Annotated in this window: 22 protein-coding genes; 13 read left to right on the plus strand and 9 right to left on the minus strand. The window is 67.8% G+C overall.

From position 1 onward, the window contains the following. Positions 1-25 precede the first annotated feature (25 nt). Genes ABNQ39_RS03310 through ABNQ39_RS03325 form a run of 4 tightly spaced genes read left to right on the plus strand, consistent with a single transcriptional unit; the run spans position 26 to position 5,918 of the window. Positions 26-736: a protein phosphatase CheZ gene (locus ABNQ39_RS03310; protein ID WP_376958909.1), complete on the plus strand. Its 711-nt coding sequence runs from the start codon at positions 26-28 to the stop codon at positions 734-736. A gap of 4 nt (positions 737-740) precedes the next feature. Continuing rightward, positions 741-1,589, plus strand: coding sequence for a hypothetical protein (locus ABNQ39_RS03315; protein ID WP_376958911.1), 849 nt, complete (start codon positions 741-743; stop codon positions 1,587-1,589). Continuing rightward, on the plus strand, positions 1,586-2,317 hold the full coding sequence (locus ABNQ39_RS03320; protein WP_376958913.1) for an OmpA/MotB family protein: 732 nt from the start codon (positions 1,586-1,588) through the stop codon (positions 2,315-2,317). Before ABNQ39_RS03315 ends, ABNQ39_RS03320 begins: the two co-directional genes overlap by 4 nt. A 1-nt stretch (position 2,318) precedes the next feature. Next, on the plus strand, positions 2,319-5,918 hold the full coding sequence (locus tag ABNQ39_RS03325) for a tetratricopeptide repeat protein (RefSeq protein WP_376958915.1): 3,600 nt from the start codon (positions 2,319-2,321) through the stop codon (positions 5,916-5,918). Positions 5,919-5,973: 55 nt separating this feature from the next. On the opposite strand, the gene ABNQ39_RS03330 is transcribed toward ABNQ39_RS03325, so the two are convergent. The 6 genes from ABNQ39_RS03330 to ABNQ39_RS03355 form a co-directional block, all read right to left on the minus strand. Next, positions 5,974-6,519: a fasciclin domain-containing protein gene (locus ABNQ39_RS03330; protein ID WP_376958917.1), complete on the minus strand. Its 546-nt coding sequence runs from the start codon at positions 6,517-6,519 to the stop codon at positions 5,974-5,976. Positions 6,520-6,678: 159 nt separating this feature from the next. Next, complete coding sequence (locus tag ABNQ39_RS03335; protein WP_376958919.1) at positions 6,679-8,577, minus strand: potassium transporter Kup; 1,899 nt, start codon at positions 8,575-8,577, stop codon at positions 6,679-6,681. Between the two features lie 214 nt (positions 8,578-8,791). After that, positions 8,792-9,580 (minus strand): flagellar type III secretion system pore protein FliP, encoded by a 789-nt coding sequence (fliP, locus tag ABNQ39_RS03340; protein ID WP_376958921.1) that lies wholly within the window; start codon positions 9,578-9,580, stop codon positions 8,792-8,794. Beyond that, the gene (locus tag ABNQ39_RS03345) at positions 9,577-9,918 is read right to left on the minus strand and encodes a FliO/MopB family protein (RefSeq protein WP_376958923.1); all 342 of its coding nucleotides are present in this window, start codon (positions 9,916-9,918) and stop codon (positions 9,577-9,579) included. Before ABNQ39_RS03345 ends, fliP begins: the two co-directional genes overlap by 4 nt. Before the next feature lie 22 nt (positions 9,919-9,940). Next, on the minus strand, positions 9,941-10,411 hold the full coding sequence (locus ABNQ39_RS03350) for a hypothetical protein (RefSeq protein ID WP_376958925.1): 471 nt from the start codon (positions 10,409-10,411) through the stop codon (positions 9,941-9,943). Next, a complete protein-coding gene (locus ABNQ39_RS03355) occupies positions 10,408-10,791 on the minus strand; it encodes an EscU/YscU/HrcU family type III secretion system export apparatus switch protein (protein ID WP_109051083.1) in 384 nt (127 codons plus the stop codon). The genes ABNQ39_RS03350 and ABNQ39_RS03355 overlap by 4 nt, the downstream gene beginning before the upstream one ends. A 256-nt stretch (positions 10,792-11,047) precedes the next feature. Here ABNQ39_RS03355 and flgB point away from each other — a divergent pair, with 256 nt between their 5' ends. The 8 genes from flgB (at position 11,048) to recA (ending at position 18,443) form a co-directional block, all read left to right on the plus strand. Next, the gene (gene flgB / locus ABNQ39_RS03360) at positions 11,048-11,419 is read left to right on the plus strand and encodes a flagellar basal body rod protein FlgB (protein ID WP_376958927.1); all 372 of its coding nucleotides are present in this window, start codon (positions 11,048-11,050) and stop codon (positions 11,417-11,419) included. Between the two features lie 48 nt (positions 11,420-11,467). After that, on the plus strand, positions 11,468-11,878 hold the full coding sequence (gene flgC / locus ABNQ39_RS03365) for a flagellar basal body rod protein FlgC (protein WP_174475116.1): 411 nt from the start codon (positions 11,468-11,470) through the stop codon (positions 11,876-11,878). A 65-nt stretch (positions 11,879-11,943) separates the two neighbouring features. Next, on the plus strand, positions 11,944-12,243 hold the full coding sequence (fliE, locus tag ABNQ39_RS03370; RefSeq protein WP_098740090.1) for a flagellar hook-basal body complex protein FliE: 300 nt from the start codon (positions 11,944-11,946) through the stop codon (positions 12,241-12,243). A gap of 45 nt (positions 12,244-12,288) precedes the next feature. Further along, the gene (locus tag ABNQ39_RS03375) at positions 12,289-12,648 is read left to right on the plus strand and encodes a flagellar biosynthetic protein FliQ (protein WP_098740089.1); all 360 of its coding nucleotides are present in this window, start codon (positions 12,289-12,291) and stop codon (positions 12,646-12,648) included. After that, positions 12,645-13,415 carry a flagellar biosynthetic protein FliR gene (fliR, locus tag ABNQ39_RS03380; RefSeq protein WP_376958931.1) on the plus strand — a complete coding sequence of 257 codons (771 nt, stop codon included), beginning with the start codon at positions 12,645-12,647 and terminating at the stop codon, positions 13,413-13,415. Before ABNQ39_RS03375 ends, fliR begins: the two co-directional genes overlap by 4 nt. A gap of 13 nt (positions 13,416-13,428) precedes the next feature. Then, on the plus strand, positions 13,429-14,505 hold the full coding sequence (gene flhB / locus ABNQ39_RS03385) for a flagellar biosynthesis protein FlhB (protein WP_376958933.1): 1,077 nt from the start codon (positions 13,429-13,431) through the stop codon (positions 14,503-14,505). A gap of 147 nt (positions 14,506-14,652) precedes the next feature. After that, the gene (locus ABNQ39_RS03390) at positions 14,653-17,199 is read left to right on the plus strand and encodes an ATP-binding protein (protein ID WP_376958935.1); all 2,547 of its coding nucleotides are present in this window, start codon (positions 14,653-14,655) and stop codon (positions 17,197-17,199) included. 164 nt (positions 17,200-17,363) lie between these two features. Beyond that, positions 17,364-18,443, plus strand: a complete 1,080-nt coding sequence (gene recA / locus ABNQ39_RS03395) for a recombinase RecA (RefSeq protein WP_098740085.1) — start codon at positions 17,364-17,366, stop codon at positions 18,441-18,443. 88 nt (positions 18,444-18,531) lie between these two features. Here the strand turns inward: recA and ABNQ39_RS03400 are convergent, their stop codons facing one another. After that, positions 18,532-19,098: a hypothetical protein gene (locus ABNQ39_RS03400; protein WP_376958937.1), complete on the minus strand. Its 567-nt coding sequence runs from the start codon at positions 19,096-19,098 to the stop codon at positions 18,532-18,534. An 88-nt stretch (positions 19,099-19,186) separates the two neighbouring features. After that, a complete protein-coding gene (locus tag ABNQ39_RS03405; RefSeq protein WP_376958939.1) occupies positions 19,187-21,796 on the minus strand; it encodes a glycosyltransferase family 2 protein in 2,610 nt (869 codons plus the stop codon). 272 nt (positions 21,797-22,068) lie between these two features. On the opposite strand from ABNQ39_RS03405, the gene ABNQ39_RS03410 reads away from it, so the two are divergent. Continuing rightward, a complete protein-coding gene (locus ABNQ39_RS03410) occupies positions 22,069-22,479 on the plus strand; it encodes an HIT domain-containing protein (RefSeq protein WP_376958941.1) in 411 nt (136 codons plus the stop codon). A gap of 39 nt (positions 22,480-22,518) precedes the next feature. Here the strand turns inward: ABNQ39_RS03410 and ABNQ39_RS03415 are convergent, their stop codons facing one another. Further along, positions 22,519-24,450, minus strand: a complete 1,932-nt coding sequence (locus ABNQ39_RS03415) for a di-heme-cytochrome C peroxidase (RefSeq protein WP_376958943.1) — start codon at positions 24,448-24,450, stop codon at positions 22,519-22,521. Positions 24,451-24,503 lie beyond the last annotated feature (53 nt).

Below are 24,503 nucleotides of genomic sequence, written 5' to 3' on the forward strand. Positions count from 1 at the left end.
TTGCCCCTCTCGCTGGACACGCCCGATGACCTTCTCCGCCCAATCCGCCGTGACGGAACAGAAGCTCCTGAGACAGCGCCTCGACGCCGCCTTCGCGGAAGCCGCACAGCCGCTGTCGCGCGACGAGGTGACGGACATCGTCCGCAACATCCTGGGCAGCATGGACGGCGACATCTCCGCCACCGACCTGCGCCTGTACAAGGAGGTCGTGGACCTCGCCAAATACATCGAGACGGCCAAGCAGGAGATCGCAGCGCTCCAGCCGGCCGAAATCCGCGATGAACACATCCGCACCGCCACGGACGAGCTGGACGCGGTGATCGGTGCGACGGAGAAGGCGACCTTCGCCATCTTCGATGCCTGCGACGCCATCGGCGCCGTCGCCGGACAGACGGATGCCGGCACCTCGGCCAAGCTGAACGACCAGATCACCGCGATCTACGAGGCCTGCAACTTCCAGGACATTACCGGCCAGCGCATCAGCAAGGTGGTGCGCACCCTCAAGCACATCGAATCGAAGGTGGACATGATCGTCGCCGCCTTCGGCAGCGAGGTGCGGCAGAACCACGCCCCGCGGCTGGCGAAGCTGGCGGCGGAGGAGGCGGAGGCCGCTGCCGTGCATTTCGAGCCGATGAGCGCGGCGGAGGCCGACCAGCAGCTTCTGCACGGCCCGCAGCTGCCGGGCAACGCCATGGACCAGGACGAAATCGACCGTCTGCTGGCCAGCTTCGACTGACGCCATGCTGCCCGGCTCCCCCACCAGCAGGCCCGGAGGCGGGCACACGGCCCAGGGCATCGCTCCGGGGACGGGAAGCGCCGGGCTGCCGTTGCTGCTGCGGGCCGGGCGCGCCGGCGGTTCCGCTAGCCATGCCAACCCGAACAACGGCAGCATCCTGCTTCTGCTGTCGCTGTTCCTACTGCTCCTGGTCTTCTTCATCGTGCTGAACGCCCATTCGGTGCAGACGGTGCAGAAGGTCAAGGCGGTCGCCGCCTCGCTGGAGCGGACCTTCCCCAGCTTCGTCATCGACCCGCGCCTGCGCGACGGGTCCGAGCCGGTGGCCTCGCGCGCCGGGACCGTCTTCGCCGTGCAGCGGCTGGAGGATGTCGGCACCTTGTTCGCCACCGCGGTTGCGGTCTCCAAGGTGGAGGTGGTCGCCCCCGGCCAGCTGCTGGAGGTGCGCCTGCCCGCCGACGATTTGTTCGTACCCGGCACCATGGCCCTGCGGCCGGACCGTCAGGGACTGATCGACCGCATCGCCGATGCGCTCCGCCAGTCGCGCCAGGGCGAACGGGTCGAGCTGGACGCGCTGCTCGGCATCGGCCCGACGGGCACGCCCAGCCAGCCGCCGGGGCCGGTCGCCCGTGCCGGTGTGCTGGCCCGCGCCCTGGTCGAGGATGGGGCGCCGGCCCGCAACGTCACCGTCGGGATCGAGCGCGGCGAGCCCGGCGGGGTGCGGCTGCTGTTCTCCCTGCGCTGGGACGAGGGCGGGGCGGCCCGCCCGGCCGCGAAGACCGCACCGGCTACGGCCGCGCCTGCCAAGGCCCCCCCGGCGACTGCGGCCCCTGCGAAGACAGAGGTGCGGAAATGATCCGCGTTCCCCGGATCGCCGGCCGGACAGGGGCGGACGATGGCGGCGCCCAGCGCAAGACGCTGTGGCTGATCAGCTTCACCGACCTGATCTCCTTGATGCTCGCCTTCTTCGTGCTGATGTATTCGATGAGCGAGCCGGAGGCGGAGCGCTGGACCCGTCTGGCGAAGGGCGTGTCGGAGTCGATCCCCGCCGCGCGCTCGACCGCCACCACACCGTCGGACCGGCCGGCCGATCCCGGCGCCGCCTTCAACGCCATGGCGGTGGAGGCAAGGGCGGCCATCGACCTGCATTATCTGGCGGCCTTGCTGGGAAGCCAGCTGCGGTCGAATGCGGAGCTGGCGGTGGTCGATGTCCGGCGCGAGGATGACCGGGTGGTCATCCGCCTGCCGGGAGAGCGGATGTTCGACCTCACCGGCGCCGCTTTCACCGAGGAGGGGCGGCGGGTGCTGTTCCTGCTGGGCGCCGTCATCGGCCGCATCGGCAACCGCATCGAGCTGGTCGGCCATGCGGAGCGTGAGGACACGACCGGCGGCGTCGCCTGGGAACGGGCGCTGACGCGGGCGGTCGCCGTCTCCGCCGCCCTGCGCGAGACCGGCTATCGCCGCGATCTGGTGGCGCGGGCGGTGATGATGCCGGTGGACGGGGCGGGGATTGCCGGCGATGCACCGAATGGCGGGGGACGCCTGCCGGTCGACATCGTGGTGCGCGAGGAAGGAGCGGATTGAGGTGACGGACGGCTCGGGCTATCGACGGAAGCGCTGGCTGCGCGGCTGTGCCGCCGCGGTGGCGCTGCTTGCCGTGCCGGTCCTGCTCTCCCCCCTGCCGGCCGATGCCGCCAGCGTGCCGGTGCGCGGCGGCACCCACAAGGATTTCGGCCGGCTGGTCTTCGATTGGCCGGACAAGGTCGATTTCACCGCGTCGGTCGAGGGCGACCGGCTGGTCATCGCCTTCACCGAGCCCATCGACGCCCCGTTGGACCGGCTGGTGCGGGCGTTGCCCGACTATCTTGCCGCCGGGCGGGTGGAGGCCGATGGCAAGACGGTCTCCTTCGACCTGAAGCGCCCGGTTTCGCTGAAGAGCTTCCGCAACGGCAACGCCGTCGCCATCGACCTGTCGCCCGCCGCGGCGGGCGCTGCCCCGCAGCAGGCCGCCGCCAAGGCCGAGCCTGCCGCCAAGGCCGAGAGCGCGCCGCCCGCATCGCCGACATCCGCCAAGGCGGACGCCGCGAAGCCGGTGCCGTCCGCCGGCCGGCTGCGGGTGCAGGGGGGCGACCAGCCTGACCGGAGCCGGCTGACCTTCGATTGGCCGGCCCCGGTCGGCTACACGGTGACCCGTGACGGCGCCGCGGTGACCGTCGCCTTCGACAAGGGCGGCACCGCCGACCTGTCGGCCCTGCCCAAGGCACCGCTGCGCAACATCCGCAACATCGAATCCTACCGCCAGCCCGACGGTTCGCTGGCGGTCACGCTGGCCGTGCCGCAGGACGCCGAGGTGAGCGACAGCGCGTCGGGCAAGTCGATGGTGCTGTCCGTCGGCAATCCGGGGTCGCGTGCCGGCCTGCCCAAGAGCGACGGCGCCGCTCCGGCCGCCGCTGCGCCCGCTTCCGGCTCCCAGGGGGTGCCGGCCGGGCAGGGCAACCAGGGCGCCAGCCAGCCCACGCCGGCGAAGGACGTGGCCAAGGAGGGCGGCAAGGACGCGCCCATGGTGGCGTCGGCCACCTCCGGCCGGTCGGCCGTCGCCGCGAATGCCGCCACTGCCAACCCGGCACCCGCTGCAACGCCCGCCGCTCCGCCGGCCGAGGTCAAGGCGGCTCCGGCGGCCCCTGCCGATGCGAAGGCGCAGCCGGCGGCGGGTCCGAAGGGGCCGGTTTTGACCTTCGACACCGGCGGTCCGGCCTCCATCGCGGTCTATCCGCGGGCAGGACAGCTCTACATCGCCTTCGACCGGCCGATGCCGATCGGCGCCGGCAAGCTCAGCGGTCCCGGTGCCGAGCTGATGGGCGCGATTGAGCCGGTGCCGGCGACCGGCGGCAGCGTCTTCCGCACCAAGATCGGCCCGATGGTGTGGCCGACGGTGGAGCGGCAGGGCACCACATGGCGCATCCTGTCCTCCGCCCGCCCCGCCAACATGGGCAGCACCGGCGATCTGCGGGTGGAGCCGGACCCCGATTTCCTGCTGGGCGCCCGGCTGCTGGTGCGGGCCCCCGATGCGGCCAACGTCGTGCAGTTCGCCGATCCGGACGTCGGCGACCGCATCCAGGTCGTTCCGCTTCCCAGCCCGGGGCAGGGGGTGCCCGAACCCCACCGCTATCCGGACCTTGAGGTCATGGCCTCTTACCAGGGCGTGGTGGTGCGGCCGATCTCCGACAATGTGACGGTGCGGGCGATCAAGGAGGGGGTGGAGCTGACCACGGCCGGCGGCCTGCACATCTCGCCCACCGCCGACGCCGGCAACGCGGCGTCACCGCCGCCGCCCGCCGCCTCTGTTCCACCGTCTGCCGCTCCCCAGCCGGTTCCGGCTCAGTTGGCCGCCGCGCCGATGCCGGCGCCGCCGGCCGGCGGGTCGTCCGCCGCCATGGAGCCGCCGAAGGCCCAGACCGTCCAGATGCAGGGCCGCCGGCTGTTCAACCTGCCGGCCTGGAAGCGTGGCGACCTCGATCATTTCACCGAGGCCCGGCAGGATCTCCAGCTCGCCGTCGTCAACGCGCCGGAATCGGAACGGGCGAAGGCGCAGCTCGATCTCGCGCGCTTCTATTTCGCCAACGGGTTCGGGCAGGAAACGCTCGGTCTGCTCGACGTGCTGCAACAGAACCAGCCCGACCTGGAGGGCTGGCCGGAGTTCCGGGCGTTGCGCGGCGCCGCCCGCGTGCTGACCGGCGATCTCGACGGCGGCGAGGCCGACCTGTCGATCCCCTCGCTCGCCGGCAATCCGGAAGCCAATCTGTGGCGCGCCGCCATCGCCGCCGACCGCCGCGACTGGCCCAAGGCGATGGCCGGCTTCAAGGCGTCGGGCCAGATCCTGAACAGCTATCCCGATCCGATGCTCGGCAAGCTCGGGCTGCGGGCGGCCGAAGCGGCGCTGGAGACGCGCGACACCGCGACCGCCAAGCGGCTGTTCGACCGCGTCATCGAGCATGGCGGCCCGGATCAGGAGGAGAACCCGCAGACCCAGTATCTGCGCGGCCTGCTCTATGCCCAGACCGGCGAGACCGATCAGGCGCGCGAGCAGCTGACCGCCGCCTTCAACAGCTACGACCGCTTCTACCGTGCCAAGGCCGGGCTGGCTCTGACCAATCTGGAGCTGTCGGAAGGCAAGATGTCGCCGACCGCGGCGGCGGAGCAGCTGGCCGGCCTGACCTTCACCTGGCGCGGCGACGATCTGGAGATGCAGATCCGCTCGCGCATGGGCGAGGTGCTGATTGCCGGCGGCGAATATGCCAAGGGCTTCAACACGATGAAGGAGACGGCGGCGCTGGTCGCCGACACGCCGCGGGCCGAGGCGATCACCAAGGAGATGTCGCGCATCTTCGCCGACCTTTACAAGGACGGGGCGCAGCGCCTGCCGACGCTGGACGCCATGCAGCTCTACGACCAGTTCCGCGAGCTGACCCCGGTGGGCGAGGCCGGCGACGAGATCATCCGGCAGCTGGCGGAACGGCTGATTTCCATCGACCTGCTGAACCGCGCCGCCGATCTGCTTCAGCATCAGGTCGAATTCCGCCTGTCCGGGCTGGACAAGGCACGGGTCGGCACCCGGCTGGCCTCGGTCCGGCTGCTCGACAACAAGCCGGAAGAGGCGCTGAAGGCGCTTGAACTGTCGAACGTCGCCGGGCTGCCGACCGATCTGGCGGCGGAGCGGCGGCTGATGCAGGCCAAGGCGCTGGCCGAGCTGAACCGCGGCGACGAGGCGATGCAGCTTCTAGCCCAGGACGACAGCACCAACGCCAATCTGCTGCGCGTCGACATAGCCTGGAAGGGGCAGAAGTGGGATGCGGCGGCACTGGCGCTGAACAAGGTGATCGGGGCGCCGCCCACGCCGGGCAAGCCGCTCGACCCCAACATGTCGCAGCTTGTGCTGAACCGGGCCGTGGCGCTGGCGCTGGCCGGCGACGGCAACGGTCTGAATCTGCTGAAAAAGGATTTCGAAGGGGCGATGAAGGGCGGGCCGAACGAGGATGCCTTCCGCATTCTGACCCGCCCCGAACAGGCGATGGGCCTGATCGACGTCGGCACTATCCGCTCCCGCGTCGCGGAAGTGGATATGTTCAAGAAGTTTTTGAAGCAGTATCGCGGCGGCAAGCAATCCGCGGACAAGCCGACCTCATAAATCGGCGGAATGCCGGGCCGTACTCCCGGTTTCGTGCCGCCCGCCCGTCCGGCTGTTACTTCGGCAGCAGAACCTTGTCGATGACGTGGACGACGCCGTTGGACTGCTGGACGTCGGCGATGGTGACGCGGGCGGTGTTGCCGGACGCGTCGGCGACCATCACGGCATCGCCGGACTGGGTGAAGGTCAGCGGCATGCCTTCCACCGTCTTCAGCATCGCCTTGCCGTTGCCCTTCTTGATGTCCGCCACGATGTCCTTGGCGTCGAGCTTGCCGGGAATGACGTGATAGGTCAGCACCTTGGTCAGCTGGCCCTTGTTCTCCGGCTTCAGCAGCGTGTCGACGGTGCCGGCGGGCAGTGCGGCGAAGGCCTCGTTGGTCGGGGCGAAAACGGTGAAGGGACCCTTGCCGTTCAGCGTGTCGACCAGCCCGGCGGCCTTCACGGCGGCGACGAGCGTGGTGTGGTCCTTCGACTGGGATGCGTTCTCCACGATGGTCTTGTTGGGGTACATCGGCGCGCCGCCGACCATCTTCTCCATGGCCGCATTGGCGCAACCGGCAAAAAGAAGGGTGGCGATCGCCACGGTGGCAACCTTCTTCATAGCATTCCCTCATGTCGGTGAAGGTCCGCTTCCCGCGGACACAACACCGTTACGGAGGATGCTTTCGCTCAGATCACACTGTTTTCTGTCAGAGGCGCCGATTCTTGCGGGAGCGAAGGGGGTAAGTCTTCGGTCGTGCCGCAGTCGTCCTTCAACCAGCTACAGCTGTACCTGCGTGCCGAGTTCCACCACGCGGTTGGGTGGCAGCTTGAAGAAGTCGGTGGCGCTGACCGAGGTGCGGGACATCACCACGAACAGCTTCTCCCGCCACAACGCCATCTGGGAGTTCATCTGCGGGATCAGCGTCTCGCGGCCCAGGAAGAAGGAGGTCGCCATCACGTCGAACTCCAGCCCGAAGGCCTTGCACAGCCGCAGGGCCTTCGGGATGTTCGGCTCCTGCGAGAAACCGTAGCGCACCGTGATGCGGTAGAAGCCGTCGGCCAGCCCCTCGACCAGCACGCGGTCCTTGGCCGGGACGCGCGGCACGTCGTCGACCACGACGGTGACGAAGACGATGCGCTCATGCAGGACCTGATTGTGCTTCAAATTGTGCAGCAGGGCGATCGGCACGGTGTTGGAGCTGGAGGTCATGAAGACCGCCGTGCCCTTCACCCGGTGGATGTCGCCCTTCTTCGCCTGCCGCTGGATGAAGGCGTCGAGCGGCAGCGATTCCTCGGCCAGCCGCCTGGTCAGCACCGCACGGCCGCGGCGCCAGGTGGACATCAGGCCCAGCGTGACGCAGGCGATCACCAGCGGCACCCAGCCGCCATGCGGGATCTTCACCGCATTGGCGGCGAAGAAGGAGATTTCCACCGTCAGGAAGGCGGCGCCGACGCCGAAGCAGACCGGCAGGCTCCAGTTCCAGCGGCGGCGGGCCACCACCAGGAACAGGGTGGTGGTGATGATCATGTCGCCGGTCACCGCGATGCCGTAGGCGGCGGCGAGCCGGCTGGAGGATTGGAACACCAGAACGAGGCCCAGCACCGCGGCCAGCAGGCCCCAGTTGGCGCGGGGGATGTAGATCTGCCCCTCCTCCTCGCTGGAGGTGTGGCGGATGTCGAGACGCGGGCAGAGCCCGAGCTGCACCGCCTGCCGGGTCAGCGAGAAGACGCCGGAGATGACCGCCTGGCTGGCGATGACGGCGGCGGCGGTGGACAGGCCGATCAGCGGATAGAGCGCCCAGTCCGGCGCCAGCAGGTAGAAGGGGCTGCGGACCGCCGTCGGGTCGCTCAGCAGCAGCGCGCACTGGCCCAGATAGTTCAGAAGCAGCGCCGGCAGCACCACGGCCAGCCATGCCACCTGGATGGGGCGGCGGCCGAAATGGCCCATGTCGGCATAGAGCGCCTCGCCGCCGGTCACTGCCAGCACCACCGCACCCAGCACCAGGAAGCCGGCGATGCCATGGTTGGCGAAGAAGGCGATGGCGTAGAGCGGGTTGAAGGCGACCAGCACGCTCGGCTGCTGGATCACCTCCAGCAGACCGAGGATGCCCAGCGTGGCGAACCAGGCCAGCATGATCGGACCGAACAGTGCCCCGACGCGCGAGGTGCCGTGGCTCTGGATGGCGAACAGGGCGATCACGATGGCGACGGTCAGCGGCACCACCGCCGATTCCAGCGCCGGTTCCGCCACGCCCAGACCCTCGACCGCGGACAGCACGGACATCGCCGGGGTGATCATGCCGTCGCCGTAGAACAGCGCGGCGCCGAACAGCCCCAGCGCCGTCAGCACGGTCAGCCGGCCCGAGGCGTCCGGCCGCGTCTTCGACGCCAGCGCCAGCAGCGAGAGGATGCCGCCCTCGCCCTTGTTGTCGGCCCGCATGACGAAGCCGACATACTTGACGGTGACGACCATCACCAGCGCCCAGAACACCAGCGACATGATGCCCAGCACGTTGTCATGGGTCAGCGGCAGCCCATGCTCGCCGCCGAAGCATTCGCGCAGCGTATAGAGCGGGCTGGTGCCGATGTCGCCAAAGACGACGCCCAGCGCGCCCAGGGTCAGCGTCGCGAGCTTGCCGGTGTCGGGCTGCGCGGCCTTCAAAGCGGTATCAGTCATGCAGTGATTGCGGTCCGAAGTTGGTCCGTCGTGAAGCCATCCGGCGGACCGGCTTCCTTGCCGCAAATCCCGCCGTAAACGCCCGCCGTAAACGCGTATCGTCTTTCCTCATACGCGTTTACGGCGCCCAACGCCAGAGCGTGCTTGAGCGGCCCCTCCGGCACCGGGGGGATGCGACGAAGTGCGCAGGAATATTCTCTCTATAGGTGTATTTTCAGAGAGTTCCGAAACTGCGGGCCAGCGAACCGGCGATCAGATACCACCCGTCGACCAGCACGAAGAAGATGATCTTGAACGGAATCGCCACCATGGTCGGCGGCAGCATCATCATGCCCATCGACATCAGGATCGACGACACCACCATGTCGATGATCAGGAAGGGCAGGAACAGCAGGAAGCCGATCTCGAATCCGCGCTTGATCTCGGAAATCATGAAGGCCGGGACCAGAACATGCAGAGGCACGTCGTTCGCCTCCGGCACGGACTGGATGCGGGCCATGTCCATGAACAGGCGCAGGTCCTTCTCGGCGGTGTGGTGCAGCATGAAATCGCGGAGCGGCGCCATCGTGCGGCGGAACGCCTCCATCTCGTCGATTTCCTGGTTCATCAGCGGCTGGATGCCCTGATTGTAGCTGCGCTCGAACACCGGGGCCATGACGAAGAAGGTCAGGAACAGCGCCAGCGACATCATCACCGTGGTCGGCGGCACCTGCTGCACGCCCAGCGCGTTGCGCAGGAAGGACAGCACGATGACGATGCGGGTGAAGGCCGTCATCATGATCAGGATCGACGGCGCCAGCGACAGCACCGTGATCAGCCCGATGGTCTGGACGATGCGGCCGGTGGCGGTGCCGCCGGCGTCGCCCAGGTCGAAGGTCAGGCTCTGCGCCAGCGCCGGCCCGGCGCTCAGGCCCAGCGCGACGCCGACGACGAGCGCCAGCACCAGCCCGGCGGCAGCCGGCTTCCAGCAGGCGCCAAGACGGCGGAGGATGGACCGCCTCATCGCGGATCGCTCCCCGCCGGGCGTGGGGCGTCGGCCGGTGCGGCCTCCGCCCCGGCAAGCGCGCTGTCGAATCCGCCCGCCGGGGTGCTGTCGACCAGCAGGTCGCCGTTGGCGCTCAGCAGGATCAGATGTTCGCGGTCGTCGCGGCGGACCAGGACCAGCCGCCGCTTGGCGTCGATCGGCAGGGCCTCCACCACGCTCAGCCGGCGCTGGCGGGCGCGTCCGCGCACGGTTCCGCCGGCCATGCCGACCCGGCGCATCACCCAGGCGACGACCATGATCAGCGCCACGACGAAGACGAGCGCCATCAGGAATCGGATATACTGGTCGAGATCCATGGAAACGGCGGGCTTTCTCTGATCAGGGCGTGTCGTTGGGCAGGCCGGGATCTGGCATACCGGACCCGGTCGGGCCGGCGCTGCGGCCATAGGCGGCGACCGCGCGCTGGCGGGCGGTGTGCGGATCGTCGCGGCCGGCCAGTGCGGCGGCGATGACCTCCTCCCGTCCTTTCTGCTGGTCGGTCAGGGCGGCGGCCAGCGGAGCCAGCGCCGCCACCAGATCGCCGAGCGGGCCGAGAAGCGAGCGTGCTTCCCCGCGTGGCAGAGCCTCCGCGGCGAGGCAGAGATGGGCGACGCGGTCTTCCAGCCCGGCGAGGTCGATCAGCACGCCGGCCTCCGCCTGCGCCCGCGCATCGTCGAGCGTGTCGCCCAGCACCGCCGCCTGCCGCGCGATGCCGGTGGCCGACTCGGCGCCGTCGGAAATGGGAGGGGTGGGGGAGGGCGACAGGGAGGATGGCGGCATGGGCGGCGGCATGGGCGGCGGACGTGTCACGGCGTGTCCTCCTCCGGACTCTCTTCGGATCGCGGCTCCGGGGGCAGGGTGCCGTTGGCGCGGTAGACATAGGCCAGGATTTCGGCCACCGCGGCGATGGCCTCGACCGGAATGTCGCTGTCGACCTCGATGGCGGACAGGATTTCGACCAGATCGGCGTCCTCGCGCACCTTCACGCCGTTGGCGAAGGCCACCTCCAGGATCTGCTCCGCCACCGTGCCCTTGCCGGTGGCGACGATCCGCGGCAGGCTTTCCGTGCCCAGCTCGTATTTCAGCGCCACCGCGACCGGGCGTTGCGCCGGGCGCCGGGCGGGAGACGCCGTCTTGCCGGCAGTCGGGCCGGCAGGCGACGGGGCGGGAGGGCGGGCTTGCGCGGACAACAGGCGGCCTTGGTCGGAGGGTCCTTCCTGCGCCGCATCCTGGACCGGTAGGCTTAACGAACTGTAAAGGCGGTTGCCCCAGCCGATTCGCGCAGGTAAGGATTCATCCTTCGTTAACGCAAACGGGCGACCATTGTCCTCTATGGCGATCTCCTTGCCGGACGCCGCCGTCAGGGCGGCATCTGGCGGAATCGGCGGCGGTCTTGGTGGCGGGATCAGGGCGATGGACCTCGGAAATCTCGGACTCTTCAAACTGATGTCGCGCAAGATGGACTGGCTGACCCAACGCCAGGAAGTCCTGTCGCAGAACATCGCCAACGCCGATACGCCCGAATACAAGAGCCGGGACCTGAAGCCCTTCAGCTTCCGCGACGCGCTGAGCGACAGCCGGCGGCTGACCCCGGTGGCTACCAACGCGTCGCATCTGGCCGGCACCCGCGGCGCCGGGGGCCTGTCCCAGGAACAGAAGGTGCGCGACCCGTACGAGACGGCGCCGGACGGCAACAACGTCGTGCTGGAAGACCAGATGATGCGGATGAGCCAGAGTTCGATGGATTATCAGACCATCACGAACCTGTATAAGAAGCAGGTGGCGATGATCAAGTCGGCGATCCGCACGGGCAGCTGAGTGTCTTTCCGGCCGGTCTTTCCAGCCGGATTTTGAGGAGGCGGTGCGATGGATCTCTACAAGTCGATGGCGGTGTCCGCCTCGGGCATGAAGGCGCAGGGCACGCGCCTGAAGGTCATCTCGGAGAATCTGGCCAACGCCAACACCACCGCCGAGACGCCCGGCGATCTGCCCTATCGCCGCAAGACCGTCATCTTCAAGAACGAGCTTGACCGGGCGATGGACGTCGACAAGGTCCGCGTCGCCAAGGTCGATGTGGACAAGAGCGACTTCCAGCGCAAGTACGACCCGTCGCACCCGTCGGCCGATGCCGAGGGCTATGTCCTGATGCCCAACGTCAATTCGGTGGTGGAGGCGATGGACATGCGCGAGGCCCAGCGCAGCTACGAAGCCAACCTGTCGGCCATCGACACCGCCCGCCAGATGCTGACCCGCACGCTCGACCTCCTGCGCACCTGATTTTCCGCCGCCCAGGCCCGCAAGCCCAGGCCCGCAAACCTTCCTGACCGACCGGAACCGCCGCCATGATCAATCCGCTGAACGCTGCTGCGGCCTATGCCACCACCGCCGCCAAGACGACCGGCCCCGGTATGGCCGCGCGCGACGGCGCGTCCTTCGGCGATGTGCTGGAACAGGCGGCCAAGGAAAGCATCGGCACCATGAAGAAGAGCGAGGACATGTCGGCGCTGGCCGCCGTCGGCAAGGCCGACCTCAGCGACGTCGTCCAGGCGGTGACCAATGCCGAAGTGACGTTGCAGACCGTCACCGCCGTGCGCGACAAGGTGCTGAATGCCTATCAGGAAATCCTGCGCATGCCGATGTGACGGCCCGCGCCCGGTCCCAGACGTCGTCATGCCCAGCTGGCAGTTATGAACGAGACCGAAGTCATCGAGCTTTGCCGCACCTCGATCGTCACGCTGGTGATCGTGTGCGGGCCGATTCTGGTCATCATGATGGCGCTCGGCACCGTCATCTCCATCTTCCAGGCCGTCACCCAGATCAGCGAGCAGACCATCGCCATGGTGCCGAAGGTGATGCTGGTCTTCGGGCTCAGCATCCTGCTGATGCCCTTCATGCTGAGCAAGCTGACCGAGTTCTTCGAACATGAGGTCGCCGACCGCATCGTCGCCATCGGCGTCGGCGCCAACGAGAATGGCGGCGCGCCCTTCACCCCCGGCACCGGCGTGACGCCCGCCCCGGCCCCGACCGCTGCCGCGGCGGGCCAATGAGCATCCTGCAACAGCTGCTGGGCGAACAGATCTTCGTCTGGATGCTGGTCTTCATGCGGGTCGGCACCGCCTTCAGCGTGATGCCGACCATCGGTGACGCCTTCGTTCCCACCCGGGCGCGGCTGCTGTTCGCGCTGGTGGTCAGCGTGGTGGTGGCGCCGTCGATCCGGCCGATGCTGCCGCCGATGCCGGGCAATCCGTTCCAACTGCTGGTGCTGGCCGCCGGCGAGATGACCATCGGCATCTTCATGGGCACCATCGCCCGGCTGCTGATGGGCGCGCTGGAGGTGGCCGGCACCATCATCAGCCTGCAGAGCGGGCTGGCCAACGCGCAGATCTTCAACCCGGCGATGGCGTCCGCCGGATCGCTGCCCGGTTCGCTGATGGGGTGGCTGGGGCTGCTTCTGCTGTTCGTCACCGACCTGCACCATCTGCTGATCATGGCGGTGGTCGACAGCTATTCCACCTTTACGCCGGGGGCGGCGATCCCGATCGACGACATGGCGAATGTGGTCGGGCAGCTGGTGTCGAAGAGCTTCATGATGGGGGTGCAGATGGCCGCCCCCTTCCTGATCACCGGCATCCTGTTCGCGCTGGCGCTGGGGCTCCTGAACAAGCTGGCGCCGCAGGTGCAGGTCTTCCAGCTCTTCACCTCGGTCCAGGTGCTGCTCGGCCTGTTCATGTTCGCCCTGACGCTGGGGGCGATGATGCTGTTCTGGCTGTCGCGCTTCGAATCGACCTTCATCGAATTCCTGAAGCCGCTGTAGAGGGAGGACGCCGGTGTCGGAAGAAGCGGACGAGTCCTCCAAAACAGAAGACCCGACAGGAAAAAAGCTCGACGAGGCCCACAAGCAGGGCCAGTTCGCGATGACCCGCGAGGCCGCGAACTGGTTGATGGTCGCGGCGATGCTGGTGGTTCTGGTCTCCGTCCTGCCCGGCACGATGAAGGGGCTGGTCTTCCGCCTGAATTACTATTTCGAGAATCTGGACCGCATCACCTTCGACCGGGCCGGGGTCGGCGCGCTGCTGTTCCGGGTGATGAGCGACGCCATGTGGGCGCTGTGGCTGCCCATCCTGCTGTTCGTGGTGGCCGGCGTCCTCTCGACCATCGGGCAGACCGGCTTCCATGTCTCGTGGGAACTGATCTCGCCGAAATTCGGCAAATTGAACCCGCTGCCCGGCCTGATGAACATGTTCAAGGCCAACCAGGGCGTGGAACTGCTGAAGAGCATCGTCAAGCTGGGGGTGGTCGGCGGCGTCGCCTATATGGCGCTGGTGCCGATGTTCGGCGGCATCGAGGCCTATATCGGCATCGACATCGTCGCCATGCTGCTGCAGGTGGACAGTCTGGCCCATCGCCTGCTGGTCTGGGTCCTCGTCGTCCTGACCTTCATCGCCGCCGGCGACTTCGTGTGGCAGAAGCAGCAGTTCGACAAGAAAATGAAGATGACCAAGCAGGAGGTGAAGGACGAGCACAAGCAGCAGGAAGGCGATCCCGTGGTCAAGGGCCGCATCCGGCAGATACGGTTCGAACGCGCGCGCAAGCGCATGATGGCCGCGGTGCCGAACGCCGACGTGGTGGTCACCAACCCGACCCACTTTGCGGTTGCGCTGAAATACGATCCCAACCAGATGGGCGCGCCGATGGTGCTGGCGAAGGGCGTGGATCAGGTCGCCTTCAAGATTCGCGAGATCGCCGAATCGAACAATGTGCCGGTCATAGAAAACCCGCCCCTTGCCCGTGCGCTCTATGCCGCTTGCGATATCGACGCGGAAGTTCCATCCGAGCATTATCGGGCGGTCGCCGAAGTCATCACCTATGTCTTCAAGCTGAAAGGGCGGTCGCTGCGCAACTGATCCGGGTGCACCCGATATGGGCGCAACGGATCCGGCCCCGTGATGGTTGATGGGATCGGTTGGATCGGCCGGCCATCGCAGGTGGTGTGACGGGCAAGTGCGGACCGGGGCATGTCCCGGCCGGACCGTGTGGGGTTTGGAGTATTGGTGGACGACACAACTTCCCTTTCCGACAGCGCGCGCAATGCTGTGAACCGCAAGGCTTCGACCGGCGGGGTGTTGATGCTGGTCCAATATGCGCTGGCGCCGGCCGGACTGCTGGTGCTGGCCGCCGGATTGCTGTTGGAGCGCGATACGGTCGGCTGGCTGGGAGCGGCGCTGGTTGCCTTGGGCGTCGTCCTGCTGATCGCCCGCAGCGTGTCGGTGGTGCGGCGGTCGGCCCACATCGGCGCGCTTCTCGGCGGCGCGCTGGAAGGGATGCCGGCCGGACAGCTGGTCTGCGACGGAACGGACGATGTGGTGTTCGTCAACGCCGCCTTCCGCGAGCTGGCGGGCTGGCGCCGCGGCGAACGGCCGCTGGACGCCCTGGCCCGCCAATTCTCCGGCGACCCCGACAGCGCGCGTGAATTCCGCCGCCTGCGCGAACGGGTGAAGGCAGGGGGCGCCGCCTCGGCCGAGCTGGCGATCCCGGCGCTGGACGGCCACCCGCCGGAATGGCGCAAGGTGCAGGGCCAGCCGGTGGCCGGCTTCCCCGGCTCCGTCCACTGGCGGATCGAGGACATCACCGCCCGGCGGGAGCTGGAGCATGTCATGCTGCGCGAGCAGGCCAAGCTCGCCGACTTCATGGAGCACGCGCCGGTCGGCTTCTTCTCGGTCGATCAGAACGGCCATTTCCTGTTCGTGAACGCCACCCTGGCCCAATGGCTGGAGGCGGCCCCCGGCGATCTGACCGACGGCGAGGCGCGGCTGCACGGCATCCTGGCGGCTCCCCCGGTGTCCGCCGCCCCCTACGACCTGTTCGACCATGGCGGCGGCGAGCAGCGCGGCGAGCTGACCATGGTGGGCCTGCGCAGCCGGCGGTTCCAGGTCGCGGTGGCGCAGAGCGTGGTGCATGCCGACGACGGCACCATCCACACCCGCTCGGTGGTGCGCGACCTGTCCCCGGAACGGGAATGGCAGGAGGCGCTGCGCCAGTCCGAGCAGCGGTTCCAGCGCTTCTTCGAGGATGCGCCCATCGGCATCGCGCTCGTCGACGAGACCGGGCAGCTGACCGAATGCAACGAGGCCTTCCTGGCGCTGATCGGCAGCGAGTCCGGCAGCGTCATCAACCGCCCGATGGCCGACCTGATCGTCCCGGCGGAGCGCGAGGCGGTGACCGCCCGGCTGCGGGCGGTGCAGGGCGGCGCCGACCCGGCCCATCCGCTGGAGGTCCGGCTGTCCGGCGGGCGCGAGCTGACCGCCCAGCTCTATGCCCGGCGCCTCGCCAACCCGGTGCGCACGGATGGCCGTGCAGATGGTTCCAGGGGCGATGGCGGCAGGGGCGATGGCGTGGGCCTGATCCTGCACTTCATCGACATGACCGAGCGCAAGAGCCTGGAGGCCCAGTTCGCCCAGTCGCAGAAGATGCAGGCGGTCGGCCAGCTGGCCGGCGGCGTGGCGCACGACTTCAACAACCTGCTGACGGCGATGATCGGCTTCTGCGACCTGCTGCTGCTGCGGCACAAGCCGGGCGACCAGTCCTTCAGCGACATCATGCAGATCAAGCAGAACGCCAACCGCGCCGCCAACCTCGTGCGGCAGCTGCTGGCCTTCTCGCGCCAGCAGACCCTGCAGCCGCGCGTCATCAACGTGACGGACGTGCTGGCGGAGCTGGCGAACCTGCTGCGCCGGCTGATCGGCGAGAACATCGAGCTGAAGATGATCCATGGCCGCGACCTGGGGCTGGTCAAGGTCGACCAGAACCAGCTGGAGCAGGTCATCATCAATCTGGTGGTCAATGCCCGCGACGCCATGGCCGGCGGCGGCAAGCTGATCGTCAACACCACCAACTACGTCGTCAGCCAGCCGGAACGGCGGGAGCACGAGACGGTGCCGGCTGGCAGCTACGTCTCCATCGAGGTCATCGACACCGGCTGCGGCATCGCGCGGGAGAATCTCCAGCGCATCTTCGAGCCCTTCTATACGACCAAGGAGGTCGGATCGGGCACCGGGCTCGGCCTGTCGACGGTCTACGGCATTGTGCGGCAGACCGGCGGCTTCGTGCTGGTCGATTCGGCGGTGGGGGAGGGAACTACCTTCACCATCCTGCTTCCCCACCATCAGGGCGAACTGCGTCCGGTCGACACGGCGGAGCCGCGCGAGCGGCGCGGCAGCGACCTGACCGGCACCGGCATCATCCTGCTGGTGGAGGACGAGGACGCAGTGCGCGTCTTCTCCGCCCGCGCGCTGCGCAACAAGGGCTATCAGGTGCTGGAGGCCAAGAACGGCGAGGCGGCCTTGCAGCAGATCGAGACCAACGGCGCCTCCATCGACCTGCTGATCACCGACGTGGTTATGCCGCAGATGGACGGCCCGACGCTCGCCCGCCATGTCCGCAGGCTGCGCCCGGAGATGCGGGTCATCTTCATCTCCGGCTATGCCGAGGACCGGCTGGGCGAGATCGACGGCGTCGAAGTCGCCCATTTCCTGCCCAAGCCCTTCTCGCTGAAACAGCTGGCCTCCAAGGTGAAGGAGGTCATCCGCGACGGGCGGTGACGGGCAGGCGGAGGAGCGAATTCGCCCGCGAAAATGGACCCGGACATCCCGCGTAAAATAGGAACGCACAGGCAACATCGGCGCTTGCAAACGAGAACGAAGAGAGTACATTCAGCCTCGTTGCAAGAGCGCCGACCGTGTGTTCTAAGAGAGGGGTACCGGGCATGTCGTCCGCACAGCTTCGTTTGGTCGAGAAGGATTCCATGGACAAGCAGAAGGCGCTCGATGCCGCCCTGAGCCAGATCGAACGCGCGTTCGGCAAGGGCTCGATCATGAAGCTCGGCGCCAAGGAGAGCTTGGTCGAGACGGAGGTCATTTCCACCGGCTCCCTGGGGCTCGACATCGCGCTGGGCATCGGCGGCCTGCCGAAGGGCCGCATCATCGAAATCTACGGCCCGGAAAGCTCGGGCAAGACCACGCTGGCGCTGCACGCCATCGCCCAGGCCCAGAAGGCCGGCGGCACCTGTGCGTTCATCGACGCCGAGCATGCGCTCGACCCGTCCTATGCCCGCAAGCTCGGCGTCAAGGTCGACGATCTGCTGATCTCCCAGCCCGATGCCGGCGAGCAGGCGTTGGAGATCGCCGACACGCTGGTGCGCTCCGGCGCCATCGACGTGCTGGTGGTCGACTCGGTTGCGGCGCTGGTGCCGCGCGCCGAACTGGAAGGCGAGATGGGCGACAGCCATGTCGGCCTGCACGCCCGCCTGATGAGCCAGGCGCTGCGCAAGCTGACCGGCTCGATCTCCAAGTCGAACTGCCTCGTCATCTTCATCAACCAGATCCGCCTGAAGATCGGCGTGATGTTCGGCAATCCGGAGACGACGACCGGCGGCAACGCGCTGAAGTTCTACGCTTCGGTCCGTCTCGACATCCGCCGCATCGGCGCGATCAAGGACCGCGACGCCGTCGTCGGCAACCAGACCCGCGTCAAGGTGGTGAAGAACAAGATGGCCCCGCCGTTCCGCGTGGTCGAGTTCGACATCATGTATGGCGAGGGCGTGTCGAAGGTGGGCGAGCTGCTCGACCTCGGCATCCAGGCCGGCGTGGTCGACAAGTCGGGGGCGTGGTTCAGCTATGACGGCACCCGCATCGGCCAGGGCCGCGAGAACGCCAAGACCTACCTGCGCAACAACCCGGAGATGGCCGACGCCATCGAGGCCAAGATCCGCGGCAACGCCGGTCTGGTCGCCGATGCGATGATGGGCACCCCGGAAGCCGACGGCGAAGCCTCCACGCCGGAGTGACGCCGAACGGTCACGTGTAACGAAAGGCCCCGTCTTCCGAAAGGGAGGCGGGGCTTTTTTGTTTTTGGGCGGCTATCGCAGCCCTTGCCTACACATCCACCACCATATGCGGCCGGAACGCGCCCTCCAGCGTCAGCAGCAGATGCAAATAGACCGCCACCTTGCGCGCCCGGTCGGTGTTGCGGGAGAGGCAGTCGCGCAGCTGTTCGGCCATCCGGGCGGTTTCCGCATCCTGCTCCGGCGCCGCCGCGGTGACGGCCTGGACGATATGCTCGGGATCGACTGGGATCGGCGCCGCCGGGTCCTTCAGCAGGGCCTCGGCCAGCGCCTCCTCGTCATGGGGAACCGACGGCGCTGCCGTCGGAGGGGCAGGGCGGCGGCGGGACAAATGGCTGCGGAGGCTGTCCTTCAGCCGGTCGCGCTGCCGGTCGTCCAGCCCGTCGAACTGGTCGACCTCATCGAACAGCAGGTCGTAGAGGCGGCGGCGCTGCGGGTTCGGCGGGCTCTGGTCGCGCCGCTCCTGCTCGCGCTCCTGCTGCTCCCGCCGCGGGTTGCGGCGGCGGTTGCGGTCGGTGGCGCTGCCGGCCCGCTCGACGCCCGCGGTGGTGCGGACGCTGAACTCCGGTGGGCCGACACCGTGGACATTTCCCGACATGGGCCGCCTCCCGGGGAACCGCCCCGACAGCGATCAAGTCTGGCAGAGCCGGCGCTTCCTTCCAAGCCGAAGCACCGGCCTATGACTATCAGTCGCCGGCGCCGGCCACCGCATTGTCGGCCGGTTGCGGCTTGTTCCTGCCGAATCCCAGCGTCGGGAAGACGTTGATCAGCGCGGTGATGAAGGCGGCCAGATAGGGCAGCGACTGCACCACCAGCAGGCCCGACCACATGAAGGCGTCGCGGTTCTCGTGGCCGAAGACCATGACGATGGCGAGCGCCGCACCCCACAGCGACACCAGAAGAACCAGCTCTTCCCGAGCCATCAGGAAGGCCTGCATCAGCGCCGGCTGGTTCTCGCACTTCGGCGTGCGGACGAAGGGACGGCCGGAGGTGAACATGCCGAGCCACATGGCGCGGCCGACCGTGTGGGTCAGCGCCATGCCGGCCACCGCCGCCCCGACCTTGTCCCAGAAGCCGCACTTCACCCGCGCCTCGTAGAGCCAGAGCGAGGCGCCGACCTTGAAGGCGAAGACGCTGAGCGTCGGGATCATGAAGACGTTGGGCGGGAACTCGAAATATTTCGGGAAGGCCATCAGCCCGATGGACCACAGGATGCCGGCGATGCCGAACACCATGTGGGCGGCGTCGGCGAACCAGGGCAGCCAGCCGGTGATGAAGTGGTATTTCTGGCCGGCGGTCAGCTCCTTGGCGCCCGGCGACAGCTGGCGCCAATGGTGCTTCAGGATCTGCACGGCGCCATAGGCCCAGCGGAAGCGCTGCGTCTTGTAGGCGGAGAAGCTGTCGGGCACGAGGCCCTTGCCGTAGCTTTCCGGCATGTAGACCGCCTCATAGCCATGCTCGAACAGGCGCAGGCCGAGGTCGGCGTCCTCAGTGATGCACCATTCGCCCCAGCGGCCGACCTTTTCCAGGGCCGACTTGCGGATGATGGTCATGGTGCCGTGCTGGATGATCGCGTTGCGCTCGTTGCGCTGGATCATGCCGATGTGGAAGAAGCCGGCATATTCCCAGTTGGTCATGCGCTGGAACAGGTCGTGTTCCCACTCACGATAATCCTGCGGCGACTGGACGAAGCCGACCTCCGGCCGGTTGAAGTGCGGGATGGTCGCCTTCAGCCAGTCGGGATGGACCTGATAGTCGCTGTCGATGACGGCGATGTGCTCGGCATCGGGGGCGGTCTGCGCCAGACCGAAGTTCAGCGCACCTGCCTTGAAGCCCGGCCAGTTGTCGAGGTGGAAGAAGCGGAACTTCGGCCCCAGCTTCCGGCAATACTCCTCGATCGGCCGCCAGACCGCCGGATCCTTGGTGTTGTTGTCGAGCAGCAGGACTTCGTAGTTCGGGTAATCGAGGGCGGCAAGCGCGTCCAGCGTCTGCATGACCATGTGCGGCGGCTCGTTGTAGCAGGGCACATGGATCGACACCTTCGCCGCGTTGGGCAGCGGGGCGGCGGAGCAGGGGATGAACTTGCGCTTGAACTTGTGCTGCCAGACGACCTCGGTCAGCTCCATGCCGTCGATCAGCATGACCGCGAACAGCACCAGCTGGCAGAAGATCAGCAGGCCCCAGGCGATCTCGGTGGTGAGCGCGAGGCCAGCGGCCGAGGCGGCGCTGACGGTGAAGACCAGCACGGAGGCGACCGCCTGAATCAGCGCGCCATAGAAGATCTGGCCGCCGATCTTCAGGTCGCCGCGGCGCCACAGGAAGAACACCAGCGGCAGGAAGCCCAGCGCCACGGCGGTGGCGCACTTGATCTCCCAGTTGCGGACCTCGTTCACCCCGCCGATCATCGGGAATTTCGGGTTGCGCTGATAGTCCCACAGGCCCCAGCTGGTGCCCGCCGTGCCTTCGATCTCCCGCTTCCAGGGCTGGTCGAAGGCCTCCATGATGAAGTAGTCGAGCTTGTTCTGGGCGGCGACGTTCAGGAAGTTGCGGATGAACTTGGCCTGGTTGACCTGGCTCGCCTCGGCGCCGCGGCGCCACGGGCCGTCGGCCGGCCAGCCGATCTCGCCGATCAGGATGTGCTTGTTGGGGAACTTCGCCTTCAGCTCGTTGTAGCGGAACATGGCGTAATCGACCGACTGGTCGACCGGCACGCCTTCCCAGTAGGGCAGCAGATGGACGGCGAGGAAGTCCACCGCGTCGGCCAGCTCGGGGTTCTTCAGCCAGACGTGCCACGGCTCGGCGATGGAGACCGGGACGTTGACCTTCTTCTTCACCCGCTTGACGTACTCGATGGCCTGCGGAACCGTCAGGTCGGCGCGCAGGATCGCCTCGTTGCCGACCAGCACGCGGCGGACGTTGCTGTTGGCGCGGGCGAGCTTGATCAGGCCGGCCAGTTCGGGCTCGTCGATCTCCGGCTTGCCGGCGGTCCAGGCGCCGGCGGTCACCGGCAGCCCGTGCTTGGCGGCGATGGCCGCGACCATTTCCGAGCCGTCGGTGGTCGAATAGGTTCTGACCGCCTTCACCGCGCCTTCAAGCGCCGTCATGTCCTTTTCGATGTCGTCGGCGGACGCCTTGTCGCCCTTCGACGGGCTCTTGTCCGAATGGAAGGGGGTATAGGCGACGCCGGTGATGGCGCCGGCCCAGGACCGCTCGTCCACCGGACGGTTCCACAGCGCCCAGAAGGCGATGTTGCCGAGGATCACCAGGATCAGAACCGCAAAGGCCGATTTGCGCATGTGGGTCGTTCTCGCTCGCCGCACCAGAAAACATGGATACGGCCCGCGGAAATGGCGCAAGGGGATCGTTGCCGCCCCGACCATTGCCTCGGACCGAACTCTCTCAATCGTCCAACGAATGCCGCCCGTGCCGTATGGCCGGCGCGCACGGCCTTCTATACAAGCTTCGCGGTTGGCCCGCCACTGCCGGCTACAACAGGGCAGCCTCCGGATTATTCCCGGATGATGCTTCCGGCCAGTACCGGACAGCCGGTGTCAGAGAGGAGTGAAGCATGTTTTCCCTTAACGAACGGCTACAGGCCGACACCTGTCCTGTGACCGATCTGGAGCTTTGCCGTGTCCTGCTGATGAACAACCGGCTGTGGCCCTGGCTGATCCTGGTGCCGAGGCGCGCGGGCGCCGTGGAAATCCATTGGCTGGCCGAGGAGGATCAGGCGACGCTGATGCGGGAGATCGCGCTGGCCTCCCGCGCGGTGGAACGGCTGTTCGCGCCGGACAAGATGAATGTCGGGGCGCTGGGCAACATGGTGCCGCAGCTGCACGTCCATGTGATCGGGCGGACGCGCGGCGATCCGGCATGGCCGGGTCCGGTCTGGGGGGCCGGCCACGCCGAGCCCTACGAGCCGGCGGAGGCGGCGGCCCTGGCGCAACGTCTGGCCGACGCGCTGCACGCGGAAGACTGACCGCCGGCCCGGTCGCGGGGGCCGGGCCGGCGGGGGAAGTTACAGAGTCTTCAGATATTCCACCAGATCCCAGCGTTCCTGCTCGGACAGGCCGCGGCCGATGATGCCGCTGCCGGCGACACCGGACCCGACGAACTGGTGCCCGACATTGGTGTTGCCGGGGATCTTGGTGTCCAGCGTGAAGGTGCCGTCAGCGCAGTCGGTGCGGTAGCCGACCTTCACCGGATCGAAGCTGCGCAGGCCGAGGCAGAAGCTCTTCGGCCGCTCGGCCAGCGGCGACAGCAGGTCGTAGAGCGTGGGAACCGAACCGTTGTGCAGGTAGGGTCCGGCGGCCCAGATGCCATCCAGCGGACGGGCCTTGTAGCCGCCTTCCGCCTGCAGGCAGTTCGGACGGAAGCCGTTCATCTCCTCCCGCTTGGCGGGCGGGATTTTGTTCTCGTCATAGGCGGTCTCGGCCGTCTTCTGGACGACGTAGCCCAGCGCCGCCGCGAAGCTGGTCCTGGTGACCGGCTCGCCCGGCTTGCCGTTGCACAGGCTGGCGGGATCGACCTTCAGGAAGGCGGGCAGCTGCACCGTCCGGGTCTGGAGGATGTTGGCCTGGGCCGGGTCGGTGCCGACGTTGATCGGCGTGACCTTCAGATAGCTCTGCTTGGCGGCGTTCGGCTTGGTCCAGTATTTCGCGTCCCAGAAGGCGGGGGTGTCGACCGGCGGCAGGTGGCAGCCCTGGCACAGCTCCTGGTACAGGCCGGCGCCGCGCGCCCGCTTGGCCTCATCGACGGTGCCGAGCACGGCTTGCGGCCATTTCGGCGCGGTCAGCCCCTGGAAGCCGGTCATGCTGCCGTCCGGCTTGCGGGCCCGCGGGTTGGGACCGGCCAGCAGCTGCTCCATCCTGTAGAGGGTGTCGACCGGAACGGAGGAGGCATAGAGCTTGCGGTCCGGGTTCGACAGGTTCACCCGCGCCGCCACGCCCATCGACTCGCCGGCGTTGCGCACCATCGGCTGCATGATCGAGGCGTCGTACTGCACCCAGTCGAACCAGGAGGCGTTCCAGATGTGCGGATACTTCACCGGCGCCGTGATGGCGGCGACGTTGGTGAAGGGGTCGAACTCCACCTTGCCGTTCAGCAGGTCGTTGGTGAAGACGGTGTTGCCGATGCGGGTCAGCGCGTCCAGACGGTTGAAGCCTTCGACGACCGCCGGATTGCCGCTCTGCGCCGCGCCGCGCTTCGCCAGGGCTTCCAGGGTGGCCAGCGTCTGCTCGAACTGCCCGCGCAGGGCGGCCGTCTGTTCGGCGGTGCGGTTGGGGCCGAGCACGCGGTCGGCGAACCGGTCGAACCGGCCGGGCAGGACCTTGGTGTAGGCCAGCGAATAGCCCAGCGCCGCCGTCAGCGCATCGAGGTTGATGACGGCCGGCGCACCGTCGATGCGCAGGCTGACGCCGTTATACTCGATATGGCCGGTGTGGCAGGCGGCGCAGGTCAGGCCGATCTGGTCGGGAAGCGGCGTGCCGGTGGTCGGGTCGACATAGCCCTTGGTGCGGGCGAAGCCGACCGGCAGGCCGTCCGGGTTGACCTCCTCCTCCGACTGGTTGTAGGCGGCCAGCACCGCCTTGGCCGAGCCGGGTTCCGCCCCATAGCCGTAATCCCGCGCCGTGGCGCCGCCCAGCCGCTTCGGGCTGGGGATGAAGCCGAATTGCTGGAGGTACGATTCGTCCGCCAGCATCCTGGGTTCGCCGAAGACCCGGATGTCCGGCTGCTCCAGCGCCACGAACCAGGCATAGGAGATCGGGAAGGTCGAGGTGCCCTGGCTGGCATGGTGGTACCAATAGCGCTCGCCCGGCTTCCAGTTCTGGTCGAGCCAGACCGTTTCCTTGACGGGGGCCGGTGTCGGCAGGGCCGGCGCACAGGCGCCGAGCAAAGTCAGCGGCAGCAGGCCGGCCGCTGCCACAATCGACAGGCGAGACGCATTCATGGGCGAAACCTCCACGCGCGGGGGTTGATGATCGATAGCCCCACTGTCGCTGT

This window comes from Azospirillum sp. A26, from assembly GCF_042604635.1.
Lineage (GTDB): Bacteria > Pseudomonadota > Alphaproteobacteria > Azospirillales > Azospirillaceae > Azospirillum > Azospirillum palustre.

What these genes read in the sequence shown, in the direction of transcription:
- ABNQ39_RS03410 (WP_376958941.1), top strand. Translation starts at nt 22,069, where the DNA reads ATGTTTTCCCTTAACGAACGGCTACAGGCCGACACCTGTCCTGTGACC.
- ABNQ39_RS03415 (WP_376958943.1), bottom strand. Translation starts at nt 24,450, where the DNA reads ATGAATGCGTCTCGCCTGTCGATTGTGGCAGCGGCCGGCCTGCTGCCG.
- flgC (WP_174475116.1), top strand. Translation starts at nt 11,468, where the DNA reads ATGGATCTCTACAAGTCGATGGCGGTGTCCGCCTCGGGCATGAAGGCG.
- fliP (WP_376958921.1), bottom strand. Translation starts at nt 9,580, where the DNA reads ATGAGGCGGTCCATCCTCCGCCGTCTTGGCGCCTGCTGGAAGCCGGCT.
- ABNQ39_RS03315 (WP_376958911.1), top strand. Translation starts at nt 741, where the DNA reads ATGCTGCCCGGCTCCCCCACCAGCAGGCCCGGAGGCGGGCACACGGCC.
- ABNQ39_RS03335 (WP_376958919.1), bottom strand. Translation starts at nt 8,577, where the DNA reads ATGACTGATACCGCTTTGAAGGCCGCGCAGCCCGACACCGGCAAGCTC.
- ABNQ39_RS03400 (WP_376958937.1), bottom strand. Translation starts at nt 19,098, where the DNA reads ATGTCGGGAAATGTCCACGGTGTCGGCCCACCGGAGTTCAGCGTCCGC.
- ABNQ39_RS03320 (WP_376958913.1), top strand. Translation starts at nt 1,586, where the DNA reads ATGATCCGCGTTCCCCGGATCGCCGGCCGGACAGGGGCGGACGATGGC.
- fliE (WP_098740090.1), top strand. Translation starts at nt 11,944, where the DNA reads ATGATCAATCCGCTGAACGCTGCTGCGGCCTATGCCACCACCGCCGCC.
- ABNQ39_RS03310 (WP_376958909.1), top strand. Translation starts at nt 26, where the DNA reads ATGACCTTCTCCGCCCAATCCGCCGTGACGGAACAGAAGCTCCTGAGA.
- recA (WP_098740085.1), top strand. Translation starts at nt 17,364, where the DNA reads ATGTCGTCCGCACAGCTTCGTTTGGTCGAGAAGGATTCCATGGACAAG.
- fliR (WP_376958931.1), top strand. Translation starts at nt 12,645, where the DNA reads ATGAGCATCCTGCAACAGCTGCTGGGCGAACAGATCTTCGTCTGGATG.
- ABNQ39_RS03345 (WP_376958923.1), bottom strand. Translation starts at nt 9,918, where the DNA reads ATGGATCTCGACCAGTATATCCGATTCCTGATGGCGCTCGTCTTCGTC.
- ABNQ39_RS03405 (WP_376958939.1), bottom strand. Translation starts at nt 21,796, where the DNA reads ATGCGCAAATCGGCCTTTGCGGTTCTGATCCTGGTGATCCTCGGCAAC.
- flgB (WP_376958927.1), top strand. Translation starts at nt 11,048, where the DNA reads ATGTCGCGCAAGATGGACTGGCTGACCCAACGCCAGGAAGTCCTGTCG.
- ABNQ39_RS03330 (WP_376958917.1), bottom strand. Translation starts at nt 6,519, where the DNA reads ATGAAGAAGGTTGCCACCGTGGCGATCGCCACCCTTCTTTTTGCCGGT.
- ABNQ39_RS03375 (WP_098740089.1), top strand. Translation starts at nt 12,289, where the DNA reads ATGAACGAGACCGAAGTCATCGAGCTTTGCCGCACCTCGATCGTCACG.